Source organism: Serratia ficaria (assembly GCF_900187015.1).
GTDB lineage: Bacteria > Pseudomonadota > Gammaproteobacteria > Enterobacterales > Enterobacteriaceae > Serratia > Serratia ficaria.
Genome location: NZ_LT906479.1, coordinates 255,095 through 275,622, shown reverse-complemented (window position 1 = coordinate 275,622; position 20,528 = coordinate 255,095). Strand labels below are relative to the sequence as shown.

General features: G+C 56.2%; 12 protein-coding genes, 5 tRNA genes, 3 rRNA genes and 1 other RNA gene. 4 read left to right on the top strand and 17 right to left on the bottom strand.

Annotated features, from left to right (window positions below):
- Positions 1–99: 99 nt before the first annotated feature.
- The 5 genes from CKW09_RS01265 to CKW09_RS01245 form a co-directional block, all read right to left on the bottom strand.
- Positions 100–175: transfer RNA gene (locus CKW09_RS01265), tRNA-Thr, on the bottom strand.
- 6 nt (positions 176–181) lie between these two features.
- Positions 182–256 (bottom strand) — tRNA-Gly (locus CKW09_RS01260).
- A 36-nt stretch (positions 257–292) separates the two neighbouring features.
- A non-coding RNA gene (locus CKW09_RS01255) (RtT sRNA) lies at positions 293–408 on the bottom strand.
- Between the two features lie 46 nt (positions 409–454).
- A tRNA-Tyr gene (locus CKW09_RS01250) sits at positions 455–539 on the bottom strand.
- A gap of 24 nt (positions 540–563) precedes the next feature.
- Positions 564–639: transfer RNA gene (locus CKW09_RS01245), tRNA-Thr, on the bottom strand.
- Positions 640–1,037: 398 nt separating this feature from the next.
- On the opposite strand from CKW09_RS01245, the gene CKW09_RS01240 reads away from it, so the two are divergent.
- Positions 1,038–1,586 carry a GNAT family N-acetyltransferase gene (locus CKW09_RS01240; protein ID WP_061800735.1) on the top strand — a complete coding sequence of 183 codons (549 nt, stop codon included), beginning with the start codon at positions 1,038–1,040 and terminating at the stop codon, positions 1,584–1,586.
- Positions 1,587–1,806: 220 nt separating this feature from the next.
- Positions 1,807–2,757, top strand: a complete 951-nt coding sequence (gene coaA / locus CKW09_RS01235; protein ID WP_061800733.1) for a type I pantothenate kinase — start codon at positions 1,807–1,809, stop codon at positions 2,755–2,757.
- A 43-nt stretch (positions 2,758–2,800) separates the two neighbouring features.
- On the opposite strand, the gene birA is transcribed toward coaA, so the two are convergent.
- From birA to CKW09_RS01180, 11 genes are all read right to left on the bottom strand, one after another.
- Positions 2,801–3,763, bottom strand: a complete 963-nt coding sequence (birA, locus tag CKW09_RS01230; RefSeq protein ID WP_095095100.1) for a bifunctional biotin--[acetyl-CoA-carboxylase] ligase/biotin operon repressor BirA — start codon at positions 3,761–3,763, stop codon at positions 2,801–2,803.
- Entirely contained in the window at positions 3,760–4,797 is a 1,038-nt protein-coding gene (gene murB, locus CKW09_RS01225; RefSeq protein WP_061800729.1) for a UDP-N-acetylmuramate dehydrogenase, read from the bottom strand. The genes birA and murB overlap by 4 nt, the downstream gene beginning before the upstream one ends.
- A 394-nt stretch (positions 4,798–5,191) precedes the next feature.
- Positions 5,192–5,307, bottom strand: a 5S ribosomal RNA gene (rrf, locus tag CKW09_RS01220).
- Between the two features lie 102 nt (positions 5,308–5,409).
- Positions 5,410–8,317: ribosomal RNA gene (locus CKW09_RS01215) — 23S ribosomal RNA — on the bottom strand.
- A gap of 235 nt (positions 8,318–8,552) precedes the next feature.
- A tRNA-Glu gene (locus CKW09_RS01210) sits at positions 8,553–8,628 on the bottom strand.
- A gap of 143 nt (positions 8,629–8,771) precedes the next feature.
- A 16S ribosomal RNA gene (locus CKW09_RS01205) occupies positions 8,772–10,313 on the bottom strand.
- Together the 16S, 23S and 5S rRNA genes with 1 tRNA gene alongside form the textbook arrangement of a ribosomal RNA operon.
- A gap of 399 nt (positions 10,314–10,712) precedes the next feature.
- On the bottom strand, positions 10,713–11,246 hold the full coding sequence (hemG, locus tag CKW09_RS01200; protein WP_095095098.1) for a menaquinone-dependent protoporphyrinogen IX dehydrogenase: 534 nt from the start codon (positions 11,244–11,246) through the stop codon (positions 10,713–10,715).
- A 22-nt stretch (positions 11,247–11,268) separates the two neighbouring features.
- Positions 11,269–12,720, bottom strand: coding sequence for a Trk system potassium transporter TrkH (gene trkH / locus CKW09_RS01195; RefSeq protein ID WP_061798710.1), 1,452 nt, complete (start codon positions 12,718–12,720; stop codon positions 11,269–11,271).
- A 35-nt stretch (positions 12,721–12,755) separates the two neighbouring features.
- On the bottom strand, positions 12,756–13,370 hold the full coding sequence (locus CKW09_RS01190) for an IMPACT family protein (RefSeq protein WP_061798713.1): 615 nt from the start codon (positions 13,368–13,370) through the stop codon (positions 12,756–12,758).
- Complete coding sequence (gene pepQ / locus CKW09_RS01185; protein ID WP_061798714.1) at positions 13,370–14,701, bottom strand: Xaa-Pro dipeptidase; 1,332 nt, start codon at positions 14,699–14,701, stop codon at positions 13,370–13,372. Before pepQ ends, CKW09_RS01190 begins: the two co-directional genes overlap by 1 nt.
- 114 nt (positions 14,702–14,815) lie before the next feature.
- The gene (locus CKW09_RS01180; protein ID WP_061798716.1) at positions 14,816–16,012 is read right to left on the bottom strand and encodes an MFS transporter; all 1,197 of its coding nucleotides are present in this window, start codon (positions 16,010–16,012) and stop codon (positions 14,816–14,818) included.
- Between the two features lie 233 nt (positions 16,013–16,245).
- Between CKW09_RS01180 and fadB the strand changes: the two genes are divergently transcribed.
- Positions 16,246–18,435, top strand: coding sequence for a fatty acid oxidation complex subunit alpha FadB (gene fadB / locus CKW09_RS01175; RefSeq protein ID WP_061798718.1), 2,190 nt, complete (start codon positions 16,246–16,248; stop codon positions 18,433–18,435).
- Between the two features lie 10 nt (positions 18,436–18,445).
- Entirely contained in the window at positions 18,446–19,609 is a 1,164-nt protein-coding gene (gene fadA / locus CKW09_RS01170) for an acetyl-CoA C-acyltransferase FadA (RefSeq protein ID WP_095095096.1), read from the top strand.
- 175 nt (positions 19,610–19,784) lie between these two features.
- Here the strand turns inward: fadA and fre are convergent, their stop codons facing one another.
- Positions 19,785–20,486, bottom strand: coding sequence for an NAD(P)H-flavin reductase (fre, locus tag CKW09_RS01165; RefSeq protein WP_061798723.1), 702 nt, complete (start codon positions 20,484–20,486; stop codon positions 19,785–19,787).
- Positions 20,487–20,528 lie beyond the last annotated feature (42 nt).

The window sequence follows — 20,528 nt, the reverse complement described above, 5'->3', positions numbered from 1 at the left end:
TCTAAGACACGGATAAATCGGTGGTATCACCACATCAACCAAGCATTTGCTCGTTGAATCCAGAACAGAAAGAAAATCAGGGGGCGAGAAATTAAGAAGTGGTGCTGATAGGCAGATTCGAACTGCCGACCTCACCCTTACCAAGGGTGCGCTCTACCAACTGAGCTATATCAGCACATCTTGGAGCGGGCAGTGGGAATCGAACCCACATCATCAGCTTGGAAGGCTGAGGTAATAGCCATTATACGATGCCCGCATCCTGGAACTCGGCTACCTGATTTTTCTGTAGAATTTTGGGATGGAGAAGGATTGTTCGTCGCTTGGCTCTCATCCTTCGAGCCGGCTGCGCTTAGCGCTGCACAACCCGAACCTTGCCGAAGACTTTCGTCTTCCCCTTCCGCATCAACCGCTGCGATTAGGTATCGCGTTACAGTCGGCTGCCGAAGGCAAGATTTGGTGGTGGGGGAAGGATTCGAACCTTCGAAGTCTGTGACGGCAGATTTACAGTCTGCTCCCTTTGGCCGCTCGGGAACCCCACCAGATTTTAACTACTGTGACTTGAATGGTGCCGGCTACCGGAATCGAACTGGTGACCTACTGATTACAAGTCAGTTGCTCTACCAACTGAGCTAAGCCGGCATCAAGTGCAGCGCATTCTAGGTAGAGCTGACGGCCTATGCAACAAAAAAATTGCGTTCCGCGCACTTTCGCTCATAAATCAGTCAATTTTGCATGCTGTCTGGCAATTCACAGCCTGTAGCGTGCAAACATTCATCAATCGCAGACATCATTCTGAACAACTTCATCCACTTTTTGCAAGCCTTGAGCGCGCTTTTCTCCGTGTCGGCCGTCGCAACTCGCTTAACCCGATGCCTGAAACTGTGAGCGGGATCGATGCACCATAAAAGGGAAGGATGCCCCGTTCAACGGCATAAACTACAATCAGCCTTCAGCGCTTTAGGCGCCAGGCCCCGGGCCGTGTTTCTGGCGCAGTTATTGCTTGTCTTCATTACCCCCTCACCCAGGAGGAATGACCGATGAAAATTGTACCGATTAACGCCGCCACGTTGCCCATTTACCGCGATGAACTGGCTCGCCTGCTGACCGATGCCGTTACGCACGGCGCCTCCGTTGGCTATGACACGCTGATCCCGCACGAAGATGCCGAAAGCTACTTCCACAGCCTGAGGCCCGCCCTCGCCAAGGGGGAACTGCTGCTGTGGATCGCCAGAGACGAGCGCGGCGTGATCGGCACCGTTCAGCTCGAGCTGTGCCAGAAGCCGAACGGGCGCAACCGCGCGGAGGTGCAAAAGCTGTTGGTTCACAGCCGCGCACGGCGCAACGGCGTGGGGCAGGCGCTGATGAAGGCGCTGGAACAGTCCGCGCTGCAGCAGCAACGCGGGCTGCTGTACCTGGACACCCAGGCCGGTTCCGCCGCGGAAGCGCTGTATCGCTCCCTGGGCTATCGTTGCCTGGGAGAACTGCCCGACTACGCCGCCGCCCCTGATGGTTACTATCATCCGACGGTCATTTATTACAAACGCCTGTTTGCGGTCAACCAGCCTTCCCGCGCCATCGCCAGCTAGCATGGAAGCGGTATCATCGCCCGGTGATACCGCTTTGCAACGCCTCTGCAATCAACTGCGCGCCGCTTCTCACAATTGACATAAACTGCTGCCAATCGACAACTTTTGCGAAAAAAGTCTACGCCAAAAACGAAGCTGTCTATAATATGCAGCTTGTTTATTATCTGGAGTTGGCGTCCGGCGCCTTTCCCAACCTGCGTTAACAGGCAGAATTTGGCTTATGATAAAAAGAGATCAATCTTTAGCGACGCCTTATCTTCAGTTCGATCGTACCCAATGGGCTGCGTTGCGAGATTCGGTGCCGCTGACGCTGTCGGAAGAAGAGATCGTTAAACTGAAAGGGATTAACGAAGATCTCTCTTTGGAAGAAGTGGCGCAGATTTATCTGCCGCTATCGCGACTGCTGAATTTTTATATCAGTTCTAACCTGCGCCGCCAGGCCGTGCTCGAACAATTCCTCGGCACCGACGGGCAAAAAATCCCCTATATTATTGGCATTGCCGGCAGCGTAGCCGTTGGCAAGAGTACCACCGCGCGTCTGCTGCAGGCGTTGCTCAGCAGCTGGCCGGAACACCGCAGCGTAGAGCTGATCACCACCGACGGCTTCCTGCACCCCAACAGGGTGCTGAATGAACGCGGCCTGATGAAGAAGAAAGGCTTCCCGCAGTCTTACGATATGCATAGCCTGGTGAAATTCGTTTCGGAAGTGAAGTCCGGCGCCAAGCGAGTCACCGCTCCGGTCTATTCCCACCTGATTTATGACGTGGTTCCCGAAGGCAATAAGATTATAGAACAGCCGGATATTCTTATTCTGGAAGGGCTCAACGTATTGCAAAGCGGAATGGATTATCCTCACGATCCGCACAGGGTATTTGTTTCTGACTTCGTTGATTTCTCTATATACGTCGATGCGCCGGAAGCCCTGCTGCAAAGCTGGTATATCAACCGCTTCCTGAAGTTCCGTCAGGGAGCGTTCTCCAACCCTGATTCTTATTTCCATAACTATTCCAAACTGCCGGAACCTGAGGCAATCAATATCGCCACACAGCTATGGAATGAAATTAACGGATTGAATCTTCAGGAAAATATACTTCCAACGCGTGAGCGCGCCAGTTTAATCATGACCAAAAGCGCCAACCATGCGGTAGAAAGCGTACGCTTAAGAAAATAACCTTATCAGTAATAAGGGGACTTTCGTCCCCTCGTTAACATCCCTATTCCGCACTTCGCAGTGATATTTCCCCGCCAATAAAAGGCTTGATTGCCCCGTCTTGTTCGAGCAATAAAGCGCCCTGTTGATCGATGCCCCGGGCGATGCCGAAGATTTGCTGCTCGCCAATCAACAACTTGACCGGCCGGTCGATAAAGTTATCCAATGCGCGCCAACGCGCCACGAACGGAGCCAATCCGTCAATTTCAAACTGCTTGAGCGATTGACGCAGCTCATTAAGCAGGGTGGCGGCAAGCTCATTGCGATCGATGCTGATCCCGGCTTCCTGCAGGTTGATCCAGCCCTGATTAATGGCGCCGGCATTGGTATCACGCATCGCCAGGTTAATGCCGGCCCCCATCACCAGTTGCGCCGCATCGCCGGTTTTCCCCGTCAGTTCGACCAGGATCCCCGCCAGTTTGCGATCGTTGAGGTATAAATCATTTGGCCACTTGACCCGGACATCCTCCGCGCCAAGGCGCTGCAAGACTTCCGCCATCACAATGCCGATAACCAGGCTGAGCCCCATAGCGGCCGCCGGCCCCTGTTCCAGCCGCCAGAACATCGACAGATACAGATTGGCGCCGAACGGCGAGATCCACTGCCGCCCGCGGCGCCCGCGGCCCGCCTGCTGATATTCGGCAACGCAGGCGTCACCGGACTGCAGCTCGCCGATGCGATCCAGTAAATATTGGTTGGTAGAGTCAACCACCGGCAGTACGGTGACGCGCTTGTCTCCCAGCAGCCTGAGTATGCGCTCGGCTTCCAGCAGCTGGATTGGGTTGGGAAGACTGTATCCCTTGCCCGGCACGGTAAACACGTCCAACCCCCATTCGCGGATGGTCTGGATATGTTTGTTAATCGCTGCGCGGCTCATGCCTAAGGATTCGCCAAGGTGCTCCCCCGAGTGGAAACCGCCATCGGCTAACAACGCAATCAGCTTCAAAGGGACTTTGGTGTCTTTCACGATAATACCTCTACGGCATTCAGCTCGCCTGTCGCGCCGATAAAGCGGACCTCAGGTTCCAACCCTACGTCGAACCTGGAGGAGACGGTATTGCGTACATGGCGCGCCAGTGCGACGACATCCTGGCTGGTCGCATTATCCACATTCACCAACACCAGCGCCTGCTGGCGATGTACGGCGGCGCCGCCAATCCGATAGCCTTTCAGCTCACATTGATCGATCAACCAACCGGCGGCCAGCTTAACCTGCCCATCAGCCTGCGGATAATGCGGCATGCCCGGGTACTGCGCAATCAGCTCTGCGGATTTTTCTGCGCTCACCAGCGGGTTCTTGAAGAAGCTGCCGGCATTGCCGGTCTCGCGGGGATCCGGCAACTTGCTGCGGCGCATCGCGCAAACGGCATCGAATATCTGGCCAGAGGTTACGGTCGCCGGATCCAGCTTGGTCAAATCGCCATAGTCCAACATCGGGCGCCACTGCTTGCTCAGCCGCAGACCCAACCCGACAATGATGTAGCCGGTCTGGAACTGATGTTTGAAAATACTTTCGCGATAACCGAACCCACACTCGGCAGCCGGAATGCGATCGATAGCGCCGGTAGAGAAATCCAGCAGATCGACATATTCGCAAACGCTTTTCAGTTCGATGCCATAGGCGCCGATATTCTGAATGGGGGCAGATCCCGCCAGCCCGGGGATCAACGCCAGGTTTTCCAGCCCGGGAATGCCGGCCTGCAGCGTGTAACAAACCAGATCGTGCCAGTTCTCGCCGGCACCGACATGAAGGTGCCAGGCATCCGGCTCCTCTCTGACGTCGATACCTTTGAATTGGTTGATCATTACCGTACCGGCAAAATCTTCAAGAAACAGCACGTTACTGCCTTCGCCAAGCACCAGCAGCGGCTCTTTACGCTTTTGCGTTTGTTGCCAGACCTTGAGCATTAATTCAATTCTATCTGCCATGATCAGGTGCGCTGCGCTAGCCGGGAGCGCAAAAGTATTGTGGTTTTTTAAAGACGCGCTTTCAGTAGACATAACGTTCAATACCCATACGGAAATAATCTTCTGACTAGTCTACTCGATTCGACGCTGCTGGCTAATATTTGTTTTGACTACTGCCGCTTTAATCGGATTATTACCTGATGAAATAAGGACTTTTCCGGTTTGATCAGCTTATTCTTATATAAGAAACAAGGGAGTCAGGAAGAGTATTACTAAAATAATCTATTAATTAACTAATCTATCAACTTCACTATATGTATTTCACTTTATTTAACAACATTAAACATTTTATATTGGTATATGCTCTGGTTTAACGCTCGCTAAAAAATTGTTATCCCAATAAAGGCGACACCGGCCTAAATTCTTACTTTTTTGCACATAACAAAAAGCCCCATGCTTTCGCATGGGGCTTGTCGTTTTATTTGATGCCTGGCAGTGTCCTACTCTCGCATGGGGAGACCCCACACTACCATCGGCGCTACGGCGTTTCACTTCTGAGTTCGGCATGGGGTCAGGTGGGACCACCGCGCTATTGCCGCCAGGCAAATTCTGTTTCATTCTTGGCCGTTACTCGCGTAACCACCAGAACCAATCTAAGAACTTCGCTGAAAATTATTCGTCTCTCTAAAACACCTTCGGTGTTGTAAGGTTAAGCCTCACGGATCATTAGTACTGGTTAGCTCAATGCATCGCTGCACTTACACACCCAGCCTATCAACGTCTTAGTCTTAAACGTTCCTTCAGGGGCCTTAAAGGCCCAGGGAAGACTCATCTCGAGGCAAGTTTCGCGCTTAGATGCTTTCAGCGCTTATCTTTTCCGCACTTAGCTACCGGGCAGTGCCATTGGCATGACAACCCGAACACCAGCGGTGCGTTCACTCCGGTCCTCTCGTACTAGGAGCAACCCCTCTCAATCTTCCAACGCCCACGGCAGATAGGGACCGAACTGTCTCACGACGTTCTAAACCCAGCTCGCGTACCACTTTAAATGGCGAACAGCCATACCCTTGGGACCTACTTCAGCCCCAGGATGTGATGAGCCGACATCGAGGTGCCAAACACCGCCGTCGATATGAACTCTTGGGCGGTATCAGCCTGTTATCCCCGGAGTACCTTTTATCCGTTGAGCGATGGCCCTTCCATTCAGAACCACCGGATCACTAAGACCTACTTTCGTACCTGCTCGAGCCGTCACTCTCGCAGTCAAGCTAGCTTATGCCTTTGCACTAACCTCACGATGTCCGACCGTGATTAGCTAACCTTCGTGCTCCTCCGTTACTCTTTGGGAGGAGACCGCCCCAGTCAAACTACCCACCAGACACTGTCCTCACCCCAGATTATGGGGCCGAGTTAGAACATCAAACATTAAAGGGTGGTATTTCAAGGTTGGCTCCACGCAGACTGGCGTCCACGCTTCAAAGCCTCCCACCTATCCTACACATCAAGGCTCAATGTTCAGTGTCAAGCTATAGTAAAGGTTCACGGGGTCTTTCCGTCTTGCCGCGGGTACACTGCATCTTCACAGCGAGTTCAATTTCACTGAGTCTCGGGTGGAGACAGCCTGGCCATCATTACGCCATTCGTGCAGGTCGGAACTTACCCGACAAGGAATTTCGCTACCTTAGGACCGTTATAGTTACGGCCGCCGTTTACTGGGGCTTCGATCAAGAGCTTCGCCTTGCGGCTGACCCCATCAATTAACCTTCCAGCACCGGGCAGGCGTCACACCGTATACGTCCACTTTCGTGTTTGCACAGTGCTGTGTTTTTATTAAACAGTTGCAGCCAGCTGGTATCTGCGACTGGCTTCAGCTCCATCCGCGAGGGACTTCACCTACGCGCCAGCGTGCCTTCTCCCGAAGTTACGGCACCATTTTGCCTAGTTCCTTCACCCGAGTTCTCTCAAGCGCCTTGGTATTCTCTACCTGACCACCTGTGTCGGTTTGGGGTACGATTCTGTGTTACCTGATGCTTAGAGGCTTTTCCTGGAAGCTTGGCATCAACTACTTCTGCACCGTAGTGCATCGTCATCACGCCTCAGGGTTGATAGCGTTCCGGATTTACCAGGAACACCCCCCTACACGCTTAAACCGGGACAACCGTCGCCCGGCTAGCCTAGCCTTCTCCGTCCCCCCTTCGCAGTAACACCGAGTACAGGAATATTAACCTGTTTCCCATCGACTACGCTTTTCAGCCTCGCCTTAGGGGTCGACTCACCCTGCCCCGATTAACGTTGGACAGGAACCCTTGGTCTTCCGGCGAGCGGGCTTTTCACCCGCTTTATCGTTACTTATGTCAGCATTCGCACTTCTGATACCTCCAGCAACCCTCACAGGCCACCTTCAACGGCTTACAGAACGCTCCCCTACCCAACAACGCCTAAGCGTCGCTGCCGCAGCTTCGGTGCATGGTTTAGCCCCGTTACATCTTCCGCGCAGGCCGACTCGACCAGTGAGCTATTACGCTTTCTTTAAATGATGGCTGCTTCTAAGCCAACATCCTGGCTGTCTATGCCTTCCCACATCGTTTCCCACTTAACCATGACTTTGGGACCTTAGCTGGCGGTCTGGGTTGTTTCCCTCTTCACGACGGACGTTAGCACCCGCCGTGTGTCTCCCGTGATAACATTCTTCGGTATTCGGAGTTTGCATCGGTTTGGTAAGCCGGGATGGCCCCCTAGCCGAAACAGTGCTCTACCCCCGAAGATGAGTTCACGAGGCGCTACCTAAATAGCTTTCGGGGAGAACCAGCTATCTCCCGGTTTGATTGGCCTTTCACCCCCAGCCACAAGTCATCCGCTAATTTTTCAACATTAGTCGGTTCGGTCCTCCAGTTAGTGTTACCCAACCTTCAACCTGCCCATGGCTAGATCACCGGGTTTCGGGTCTATACCTTGCAACTATTCGCCCAGTTAAGACTCGGTTTCCCTACGGCTCCCCTATACGGTTAACCTTGCTACAAAATATAAGTCGCTGACCCATTATACAAAAGGTACGCAGTCACACCACGAAGGTGCTCCCACTGCTTGTACGTACACGGTTTCAGGTTCTATTTCACTCCCCTCGCCGGGGTTCTTTTCGCCTTTCCCTCACGGTACTGGTTCACTATCGGTCAGTCAGGAGTATTTAGCCTTGGAGGATGGTCCCCCCATATTCAGACAGGATGTCACGTGTCCCGCCCTACTCATCGAACTCACAGTCAATGCGTTTTAGTGTACGGGGCTATCACCCTTTACTGCGCGACTTTCCAGACGCTTCCACTAACACAAGAACTGATTCAGGTTCTGGGCTGCTCCCCGTTCGCTCGCCGCTACTGGGGGAATCTCGGTTGATTTCTTTTCCTCGGGGTACTTAGATGTTTCAGTTCCCCCGGTTCGCCTCGTCAAGCTATGTATTCACTTAACGATAGTGCAACGAATTGCACTGGGTTTCCCCATTCGGGTATCGCCGGTTATAACGGTTCATATCACCTTACCGACGCTTTTCGCAGATTAGCACGCCCTTCATCGCCTCTGACTGCCTAGGCATCCACCGTGTACGCTTAGTCACTTAACCTCACAACCCGAAGATGTTTCCATCGTTCGCGCTGCAAACATTTGAGAGACTCTATGACAGGTTACTCCTCATCCCAATATTTCTACGGAGGGACAAGTTTCAGCCGTCATGTTTCAATTTTCAGCTTGTTCCAGATTGTTAAAGAGCAATATCTTAAACACGACTCGCAAGAGTCATCTTTAAGATTTTTTGGTCACGCATGACCGGTGATAATGTCTTTCACTCATTATCGGAATGGCGTCCCCAAGGGGATTCGAACCCCTGTTACAGCCGTGAAAGGGCAGTGTCCTAGGCCTCTAGACGATGGGGACACGAAAATCCGATTAAACTGAACGTTTTAATCGGTTCGCATCAGCATGAGTCAGAGACTCATTACATCAACAGGTGCGCATTGCTCGTTACTTTTTCATCAGACAATCTGTGTGAGCACTTCACGCGAATCGATATCATTAGGTAAGGAGGTGATCCAACCGCAGGTTCCCCTACGGTTACCTTGTTACGACTTCACCCCAGTCATGAATCACAAAGTGGTAAGCGCCCTCCCGAAGGTTAAGCTACCTACTTCTTTTGCAACCCACTCCCATGGTGTGACGGGCGGTGTGTACAAGGCCCGGGAACGTATTCACCGTAGCATTCTGATCTACGATTACTAGCGATTCCGACTTCATGGAGTCGAGTTGCAGACTCCAATCCGGACTACGACGTACTTTATGAGGTCCGCTTGCTCTCGCGAGTTCGCTTCTCTTTGTATACGCCATTGTAGCACGTGTGTAGCCCTACTCGTAAGGGCCATGATGACTTGACGTCATCCCCACCTTCCTCCGGTTTATCACCGGCAGTCTCCTTTGAGTTCCCGACCGAATCGCTGGCAACAAAGGATAAGGGTTGCGCTCGTTGCGGGACTTAACCCAACATTTCACAACACGAGCTGACGACAGCCATGCAGCACCTGTCTCAGAGTTCCCGAAGGCACCAATCCATCTCTGGAAAGTTCTCTGGATGTCAAGAGTAGGTAAGGTTCTTCGCGTTGCATCGAATTAAACCACATGCTCCACCGCTTGTGCGGGCCCCCGTCAATTCATTTGAGTTTTAACCTTGCGGCCGTACTCCCCAGGCGGTCGATTTAACGCGTTAGCTCCGGAAGCCACGCCTCAAGGGCACAACCTCCAAATCGACATCGTTTACAGCGTGGACTACCAGGGTATCTAATCCTGTTTGCTCCCCACGCTTTCGCACCTGAGCGTCAGTCTTCGTCCAGGGGGCCGCCTTCGCCACCGGTATTCCTCCAGATCTCTACGCATTTCACCGCTACACCTGGAATTCTACCCCCCTCTACGAGACTCTAGCTTGCCAGTTTCAAATGCAGTTCCCACGTTAAGCGCGGGGATTTCACATCTGACTTAACAAACCGCCTGCGTGCGCTTTACGCCCAGTAATTCCGATTAACGCTTGCACCCTCCGTATTACCGCGGCTGCTGGCACGGAGTTAGCCGGTGCTTCTTCTGCGAGTAACGTCAATGCGATGCCGTATTAAGACATCGCCCTTCCTCCTCGCTGAAAGTGCTTTACAACCCGAAGGCCTTCTTCACACACGCGGCATGGCTGCATCAGGCTTGCGCCCATTGTGCAATATTCCCCACTGCTGCCTCCCGTAGGAGTCTGGACCGTGTCTCAGTTCCAGTGTGGCTGGTCATCCTCTCAGACCAGCTAGGGATCGTCGCCTAGGTGAGCCATTACCCCACCTACTAGCTAATCCCATCTGGGCACATCTGATGGCGTGAGGCCCGAAGGTCCCCCACTTTGGTCCGTAGACGTTATGCGGTATTAGCTACCGTTTCCAGTAGTTATCCCCCTCCATCAGGCAGTTTCCCAGACATTACTCACCCGTCCGCCGCTCGTCACCCAGAGAGCAAGCTCTCTTGTGCTACCGCTCGACTTGCATGTGTTAGGCCTGCCGCCAGCGTTCAATCTGAGCCATGATCAAACTCTTCAATTAAAAGCTTGATTTGCTTCAACTCGTGAAGCGATGCTCAAAGGTTACTGCATGAATTTTACTTCAGTTAGTCACTCTTCAAGACTTGATATTTTTTCGCATCCGAAGATGCTGGATATCGTCTTGTGGAGTGCCCACACAGATTGTCTGATAAATTGTTAAAGAGCAGTGAGTTAGCCGCGTTGGCTTGCTAACTCGAGGTGGCGTATACTACGCTTCTCACCTCACAGAGTCAAGCGATTATTTCGCTTTTCTCTTTCCGACCCGGCGACTTGTCAGTCGTTGTTCCCGGTCAGTGGAGGCGCATTATAGGGAGTTCTCGGCGGGCCGCAACCCCTAAATTCAAAAAACTTTTCAAACGCGGCTTTTTTCGGCAAAACGCTGCCCAAGGCAGCATTTTTGTCACTTTTCGTACTGGAGCTGGCTAAATTCCTGGGCGAAACGTTCGACCTGTTGCCAATCTGTGTACTCCACTTCCTTGCTGGTGTCCGTTTCCCCGCCGGTCATGCGCATAATAAATTGAATCATGATACGGTCAAACCAACGATAACGGGGATAACGCAGCGCGCCGGCGAATACCGCACACTGTTTCGGCTGCCAGGGAGAGGCCAACAAAAACTTGCGGGTATAGACATTGGTCTGCGGCGAACGCTTTTCCGGTTTGCGGGCTGTCAGGTTAACGGCAAAGAACGCACTCGGCATGCGATTCAGCTGCTCCGCATGGCGTTTGACGAACTTATCCAGAGCCGGATTGAAATGGCCATAGCGAATAGAGGCGCCGAGCATCACCTGCTGATACTGGCTAAGGTCAACATTCTGCGCCTGCAGCAGATCGATAACGTCACAGCGCAGCGTATCCTGAACTTTGCTTGCTATATAAGAAGCGATCGAACGCGTTTGCCCGTCACGGCTTGAATAAAGTATCAGTGCCTTCACGGCGTTACTCCTTCTATCGGGATCATTCGCGCCAGAAGGTCGGCGTGAACAGAACCAGCAGTGTAAATACTTCCAGGCGCCCGAACAGCATGGTTACCACCAGGACCCACTTGGCCGCGGCCGGCATGGTGGTGAAATTGTCCGCCACCACGCCCAACCCCGGCCCCAGGTTATTCAGCGTCGCCGTTACGGCAGCAAAAGCGGAGAAATCGTCGACGCCGGTGGCGATAATCGCCAGCATGCTGACGATAAACACCAATGCATAGGCCGAGAAGAAGCCCCACACCGCCTCAAGAATGCGCTCCGGCAACGCGCGGTTGCCCAATTTGATGGTGTAAACCGCATTCGGGTGAACCAGCCTTTTCAGCTCGCGCGAGCCCTGCAGGTAAAGTAACAGTATGCGGATCACTTTCAGGCCACCGCCGGTCGAACCGGCGCAACCGCCGATAAAGGCGGAACACAGCAGCAGCATAGGCAAGAAGAGCGGCCACTTGGCAATGCTGTCGGTGGTAAAGCCGGCGGTGGTAGCCATCGATACCACCTGGAAGAACGCCTGATTGACCGTTTCCATACCGGTCTTGTAAACGCCGTGGCCCCATAGCACCAGCGTACAGACCACCACCAGCGTCAGTTGCACGAAGATAAACATGCGGAATTCAGGATCCCGCCCGTAGACCTTCAGGCTGCGCCCGCTCAATAAAGCAAAGTGCAAACCATAGTTACAGCCGGAGATCAGCAGGAAAACGGCAATAATGGTGTTGATGGTTGGGCTGGCGTAATAACCGATGCTGGCGTCATGGGTAGAAAAGCCGCCGATGGCGATAGTCGAGAAGCTGTGGCCGATAGCGTCGAACACCGACATTCCCGCGCCCCACAGCGCCAGCGCGCAGGCGATGGTCAGCAACACATAGATCAGCCACAGGGTTTTGGCGGTTTCGGCGATCCTCGGCCGCATCTTGTTATCTTTCAGCGGGCCGGGCATCTCCGCCCGATAAAGCTGCATGCCCCCGACGCCGAGTATCGGCAGTATCGCCACCGCCAACACGATGATCCCCATCCCCCCCATCCATTGCAGCATCTGCCGATAAAACAGGATGGCCTTCGGCAGCGAGTCCAGCCCCACCAGCGTGGTGGCACCGGTGGTCGTCAGACCGGAGAAGGATTCAAAGAAGGCGTCGGTCAGCGACAGGTTCGGCCGCTCCGAGAACAGAAAGGGCAATGCCCCTACGCTGCCCAGCACGGTCCAGAACAGCACCACGATCAGGAATCCCTCACGCGGCTTCAGCTCATGCTTTTGCTTGCGGTTGGGCCACCACAGCATCAGCCCGATAGTGACCGCCACAAAGAAGGTCTGACTGAATGCCCGTCCCGCCCCGTCGCGGTATATCAATGCCACCAGGCCGGGAATAAACATCGTCCCGGAGAACAAGATGACCAGCAGACCCACGATGCGGGTTATGGCGCGAAAATGCATTTCAGCACGATCCTTAGCAATTCAATTGGGAGGAATTATTGCGAAATGGGGGTTAAATGCAAATTACCGCGACTGAGATCACGTAATTTATTCCCAAACAGCTCAACGCCGGTTGCCGGCAAAGCCAGGTGCAGCAAGACGTCAGCGCCATATTCGCCCTGCAGGATGCGGCCATCGGTTTGCTGTAACAGATTCTCCACCAGCGGCAACTGCGCATAGTCGCACTGCAAAGTATATTCGACCTGCGGAACCTTGTGCGCCAGGGGCAACTGTTTTAATGCCTGTTGCACGCCGCTGCCGTAGGCTTTTACCAGGCCACCGGTACCCAATTTGATGCCGCCGTAATAACGCACGACCACAGCGGTGATTTCCCCAATTCCGCTGCCCATCAGCTGCGCGAGGATCGGTTTGCCCGCTGTGCCGGAAGGTTCGCCATCGTCGGAAAACCCCAGCTGCTGCGAATCATCCGGCGCCCCGGCCACAAACGCCCAGCAATGATGCCGGGCCGCCGGGTGCTCGTCACGCACCTGCTGCACGAACGCCTTCGCCGCCGCTACCCCGCTGGTCGGCGCCAGCAGGGTGATAAAGCGGCTTTTCTTGATTTCCTCGCTGACGCTGATGGAAGCAGCCGGTATCGGGTAAGGCTGCATCAGGCCAGATTCAGATCGCGCGTCATGTTCTCGGTGCGCTTATCATGGATCACGACATTGTCCTCGATGCGGATGCCACCATAAGGCTTCAGCGCATCGATACGATCCCAGGCGAAGTGTTGCTTGAATTCACCGCTGCGCCACGGCGCCAACAACGATTCGATAAAGTACAGGCCCGGCTCGATAGTCAACACCATGCCCGGCTGCAATACCCGGGTGCAGCGCAGGAACGGGTATTTGGACGGTGCGGCCAGGTGCGTACCTTGCTCGTCCTGCATAAAGCCGGCGGCGTCATGCACCTGCAGGCCCAAAGGATGGCCCAGGCCGTGCGGCAGAAACGGCGTGGTGATGCCCTGTTCAACCATCGCCTCTTCGCTGATGCCGCTCACCAGCTTGTGGCTCTTGAGCAGCTTGGCGATACGCTGGTGCATCTGCACGTGATAGTCGGTATAGCGTACGCCGGCCTTGAGGGTGTCAATCAGCGCCAGCTGTTCGTCGTTCAGATCCTTCACCAACTGCGCAAACGCGCCGCCGCTCTGCGCCGCATAGGTGCGCGTCAGGTCGGCGGCGTAACCGTTATATTCCGCACCGGCGTCAAGCAGGAAGCTCAGCGACTCGGCCGGCGGCTGGTGATCCAGCTTGGTGTAATGCAGCACCGAAGCGTGTTCGTTCAGCGCCACGATATTGTCGTAAGGCACGTCGGTATCGCGATGGCCGGTAGCGGTCAGATAAGCCTGATTGATATCGAACTCGCTCATGCCGGACAAAAAGGCTTCATGCGCCGCGCGGTGGCCCATAACGGCGGTCTTCTGCGCTTCACGCATGCAGGCCAGCTCGTAGCCGGTCTTGATTGAGCGATGGAAATCGAGGTAGTTCAACACCGCTTTCGGGTTGACGTTTTCCGAGGCGATACCGAGATCGCGGGCGCGCTGCGGCGCATAGCCGATATAGCCCACGCGCTCTCGCTGCGCCGGCAGCTGCTGCGCGATATCATCGGCGTTGGCCAATGGCATCATCTCAATGGATTTGGTCCAGAAACTGTCCGGCAGCGGCTCCACGCTGTGCCAATAATCGACCGGTGAATAGAACCACAGCTTCGGTTTGTTAACGCCGTCGACCCACAGCCAGCAATTCGGTACCGAGGTGACCGGCACCCAGGCTTTAAAGTTCACGTTCACTTTGAACGGATAGCTATGGTCGTCGAGAAAGACCTTTTGCAGTTCGCCGGAGTGAATCAGCAGCGCATCCAGCTTGTTGCGCTCCAACACTTCACGTGCGCGTTTCTGCATTTCTGCCAGGTGGTCGTTATACAAAGAAGCCAGCGTTTCCATTACAGTACCCTTAATGCCCTTAGCACGAAAAAAATCATCTTAACACAGCGCCCCGGCGCACCAACCCCATAGCGTTGGTCATGCGGGGCAGTTCGCAATTCGCGGTGAAACCCGTTACATCCGCAGTTTAACCATCAGCCAGCCCAGCAGGCCGAGCAGCGCAATCGCCAGCGCCCACAGCCCCTGATGCTCGAGCAACACCGCCCCTGCGGCGGCGACGCCAGCCAGACACTGTTGCAGGAACCCGCACAGCGCCATCGCATAGGCGCCATAGGCTCTGGCATCGCTGACCGCCATCGCCATGCTGTTGGGAAACAGCACCGCCTGGCCAAAAATCGTCAGGCAGTACAGTGCGATAAACACCGTCATGCCGGACAGGCCGACCAACAATCCGCTCCACCACAGCAGCATGATCGCCGCCGTCGCCAACGCGACAATGCCGCTGCCGATCTGCATCAGCCGTTTGCCGCCAACGCGCGCCACCGTGCGGTTTACCGCCATCGCCCCGCTAAAATAGGCAATGCCGATCACCAATCCCAACGCACCGAAGGCCGTGACGTTGAGACCGAACCCCTGCTGCATCACGAACGGGCTCACTTCCTGCAGCGTCACCGCGATGGCGAACCCCAGCCCGCCAACGCAGGCCGGCCAGAAAAAACCCGGCCGCCGCAGGATGGCGAAATAGGTCGCCGCCATCGGCGGACGCTGCCCCGCCGGGCGCCCCGCTTCCAGCGGCAGCGTCGCCATCAGCAGCAGGATCGCCAGGCCGGTGAGGCCCATCAGCACGAAGCCCATTTGCCAGTGCGCATACTGACTGAGCAGCCCGCCGATAAACTGCCCGCCGCCCAGCGCGGCGATAAAAGCGACCGACAGCACCGACAGGCGTCGCGCCAGCTCGTCGCCGCTCCAGTTATCACGCACGATAATACGCGCGATGATCGCCGCTCCGCCCGCGGCGACGCCTTGCACTGCGCGCAGCGTCAGCAGCTGAACGCCATTATGGCAAAAGGCCAGCAATCCGCTGCAGGTGATGAACAACACCAGAGAGAGCGTCAAGGGCAGGCGTCGGCCAAAACGGTCGGCCGCCGCGCCCCAAAACAGCACCGGCAGAGCGGCGCCGATCACAAAGATGGAGATGGAAAGCTCGGTGGCGCGGCGGCTCATCGCCAACTCCCGCATCACCGTCGGTAACGCGGGCAGGTACACCGTGGTCGCCATCTGCGCCATGAACACCAGCAGACACGCCAGCGTCATCGTTCTGGCGGGAATGCTCCATAAAACGTTGCGTTTCGCACATGCCGCCTTACTCATCCTGAACCTCGCGTAGGTAATGAACTGCCTGGGGCAAGTGTATGGGGGGCTATAGATTCCGGCAAATGCCGATAGCACATAAAATATAACTTCGTTTTAAATCAAAAAATTAATCAGATGGCATGTGATCAGACCAGCAAAATCGCAATCTCTTATTTGCATATTGTTAACATAAAAACCACACTCCTCATCATCTGGTCATACCAGATCAAACGCTGATTCAGGAGATAGACATGCTCTACCAAGGCGAAACATTACAACTGCACTGGCTCGACAACGGCATCGCCGAGCTGGTGTTCAACGCACCGGGCTCGGTCAACAAGCTGGATACCAGCACCGTCGCCAGCCTGGGCGAAGCGCTAGACGCGCTGGAAAAGCAGACCGAGCTGAAAGGGCTGCTGCTGCGGTCCAGCAAGGCCGCCTTTATCGTCGGCGCCGATATCACCGAGTTCCTGTCGCTGTTTGCCGCCCCGGCCGAAAAGCTGCTGGAATGGCTGGCCTTCGCCAATTCCGTCTTTAACCGGCTGGAAGATTTGCCGGTGCCGACCATTTCGGCGATTAACGGCTATGCGCTCGGCGGCGGTTGCGAATGCATTCTGGCGACCGACTTCCGCGTCGCCTCGCCGGACGCGCGCATCGGCCTGCCGGAAACCAGGCTGGGCATCATGCCGGGCTTCGGCGGTTCGGTTCGTCTGCCGCGCCTGTTGGGCAACGACAGCGCGCTGGAAATCATCGCCGCCGGTAAGGACGTCAGCGCCAAAGACGCGCTGAAAGTCGGCCTGGTGGATGCGGTTGTCGCACCGGAAAAACTGACCGATGCGGCGTTGAACATGCTGCAACAGGCGATCGACGGCAAACTGGACTGGCGCGCGGCCCGTCAGCCGAAGCTGGAGCCGCTGAAACTCAGCCCCATCGAAGCGGCGATGAGCTTCACCACCGCCAAAGGCATGGTGCTGCAAACCGCAGGCAAACACTACCCCGCGCCGATGACCGCGGTGAAAACCATCGAAGCCGCTGCAAAATTGGGCCGCGACGCCGCATTGAAGCTGGAAACCGCCAGCTTTGTGCCGTTGGCGCGCTCCAACGAAGCGCGCGCGCTGGTCGGCATTTTCCTCAACGATCAGTTCGTGAAGGGTCAGGCGAAAAAGCTGGCCAGGAATGTGGAAGCGCCCAAGCAGGCCGCCGTGTTGGGCGCCGGCATCATGGGCGGCGGCATCGCCTACCAGTCCGCGCTGAAGGGCGTGCCGGTGATCATGAAGGACATCAGCGAAAAATCGCTGACGCTGGGCATGAACGAAGCCGCCAAGTTGCTCAATAAACAGCTGGAGCGCGGCAAGCTGGACGGCCTGAAAATGGCTCAGGTATTGTCGACCATTCAACCTACGCTGGACTACGCCGGCATCGAACGCGCGCAGGTCATTGTCGAAGCGGTGGTGGAAAATCCGAAGGTAAAGGCCGCCGTATTGTCTGAAGTGGAAAACCTGATCGGTGAAGATACCGTTCTGGCCTCCAACACCTCGACCATTCCGATTAATCACCTGGCGAAATCGCTGAAACGCCCGCAGAACTTCTGCGGCATGCACTTCTTTAACCCGGTGCACCGCATGCCGTTGGTCGAAATCATCCGCGGAGAGCAAACCAGCGACGGCACTATCGCCGCGGTTGTGGCCTACGCCACCCGCATGGGCAAAACGCCTATCGTGGTGAACGACTGCCCGGGCTTCTTCGTCAACCGCGTGCTGTTCCCTTACTTCGCCGGCTTCAGCCTGCTGCTGCGTGACGGCGCCGATTTCCGCCAGATCGACAAAGTGATGGAAAAACAGTTCGGCTGGCCGATGGGCCCCGCCTATCTGCTCGACGTGGTGGGCATCGATACCGCGCACCACGCCCAGGCGGTGATGGCGGCCGGTTTCCCGGAGCGCATGAACAAGGACTATCGCGACGCCATTGACGTGATGTTCGACAACCAGCGCTTCGGCCAGAAGAACCAACTGGGCTTCTACCGCTACAGCCAGGACAACAAGGGCAAACCGCGCAAAGACAACGACGAGCAGACCGACGCGCTGCTGGCCGAAGTGAGCCAACCGCGCCAGACCGTCAGCGACGAAGAGATCATCGCCCGCATGATGATCCCGATGATCAACGAAGTGGTGCGCTGCCTGGAAGAAAACATTATCGCCAGCCCGGCGGAGGCCGATATGGCGTTGGTTTACGGCATCGGTTTCCCGCCGTTCCACGGCGGGGCGTTCCGCTACCTGGACACGCTCGGCACCGCCAACTACGCCGAGCTGGCCCAGCGTTATGCGCACCTTGGCGCGCTGTATCAGGTGCCTGCCGGCCTGCGCGCCAAAGCCGAACGTAACGAAAGCTACTACCCGGTGGCTGCGCCGCTGTCCGACGTCGCCACCCGCCAACCGGCATGAGGTCATAAAGATGGAAAACGTAGTTATTGTTGATGCCGTACGCACGCCGATGGGCCGCTCCAAAGGCGGCGCCTTCCGCCAGGTACGCGCTGAAGATCTTTCCGCTCACCTGATGCGCGCGGTGCTGAGCCGCAACCCGGCGCTGGATGCCGCCGAGATCGATGATATTTACTGGGGCTGCGTGCAGCAGACGCTGGAGCAGGGTTTCAACATCGCCCGCAACGCCTCGCTGCTGGCGGAGATCCCGCATACCGTGCCGGCGGTGACCGTTAACCGCCTGTGCGGCTCCTCGATGCAGGCGCTGCACGACGCGGCGCGCGCCATCATGGTCGGCGACGCGCAGGTCAGCCTGATCGGCGGCGTAGAGCACATGGGCCATGTGCCGATGAATCACGGGGTGGATTTCCATCCCGGCCTGAGCCGCAGCGTGGCCAAGGCCGCCGGCATGATGGGCCTGACCGCCGAAATGCTGGCTAAAATGCACAATATCAGCCGTCAGATGCAGGACGAGTTCGCCGCCCGTTCGCACCAACGCGCACATGCCGCAACCCTGGCCGGCCATTTCAAAAACGAGATCGTTCCGACCAGCGGCCACGACGCCGACGGCGTGCTGACCCGTTATGACTTCGACGAAGTGATCCGCCCGGAGACTACCGTCGAGAGCCTGGCCGCGCTGCGCCCGGCGTTCGACCCGGTCAACGGCACCGTCACCGCCGGCACCTCTTCCGCCCTGTCGGACGGCGCTTCCGCCATGCTGCTGATGAGCGAATCGCGCGCCAAGGCCCTCGGGCTGAAAGCGCGCGCCCGCATCCGCTCGATGGCGGTGGTGGGCTGCGATCCGTCCATCATGGGTTACGGCCCGGTGCCGGCCAGCCGGTTGGCGCTGAAGCGCGCCGGTCTGAGCGTGCAGGATATCGATCTGTTCGAACTGAACGAAGCCTTTGCCGCCCAGTCGCTGCCCTGCATCAAGGATTTGGGGCTGCTGGACAGCCTCGACGACAAGGTCAACCTGAACGGCGGCGCCATCGCCCTCGGCCACCCGCTGGGCTGCTCCGGTTCGCGCATTTCGACCACCCTGCTGAACAACATGGAGCGCCGCGACGTGCAGTTCGGCCTGGCGACCATGTGCATCGGCCTGGGCCAGGGGATCGCCACCGTCTTTGAACGCGTTTAGCCGTGTCTATCTTGGGATGACCGCGTCACCGCTTAAAACCGCGGCGTCCCGCCAAGTTTAGTTGCCGTACTTCCCGCCTGTCAGGGGCGGGTTTTTTTATGCCCGCCATTCGCCGACGCCCCAATAAAAACGGGGCGACCACTGGCCACCCCGTTGTTATTGCGCCTCTCGCCGGTCAGATAAACGAGAAAGCGTCGCCAAACATATGCGCTTCCTGCGCGCCGCGTTCGGCGCAGAAACGTTCGCGGGCGATTTTCGCCATTTCGAAACGGCCGGCGATGTAGATATCGTGCTCCGCCAGGGTGCCGAAATCCTGCAGCACCGCGCTGAGCACGGTGCCGCTGCGGCCGCGCCATTCGTCTTCCGGCTGTTCCACTACCGGGATCACCTTCAGGTTCGGGTGCTGCAGCGACAGCGCTTCCAGCTCGCTCAGATCGTACAGGTGCTTCAGCTCGCGCCCGCCCCAGTAGATCGAAATATCGCGATCCGGCTGCTGCGCCAGCGCGGTCAGCAAAATCGAACGCGCATAGGAGAACCCGGTACCGCCGGCGATCAACACCAGCGGGCGGCTGCCCTCTTCGCGCAGCCAGGCGTCGCCGTGCGGAATATCGACGGTGATCGCCTGCTCTTTCAGAATGCGATCCATCACCGCCATGGCGTACAGATTCAGTTCCGAAGCGCCGATGTGCAGCTCGATGTATTCCTGTTGCGTCGGCGTTGACGCCAGAGAGAACGGGCGCTTGTCGCGCTCATCCATCACTACCATCAGGTATTGCCCTGCCTTGAACGAAAACGGCGCCTCAGGCACCAAACGTACCCGATAAACCGTATCGGTAATGGCCTCTACCGAGGTCACTTTACAGCTCAATATTGTCATGCGTTCCCTCTGTCGGGTCATCAATGCAAAACTGAGAACAGA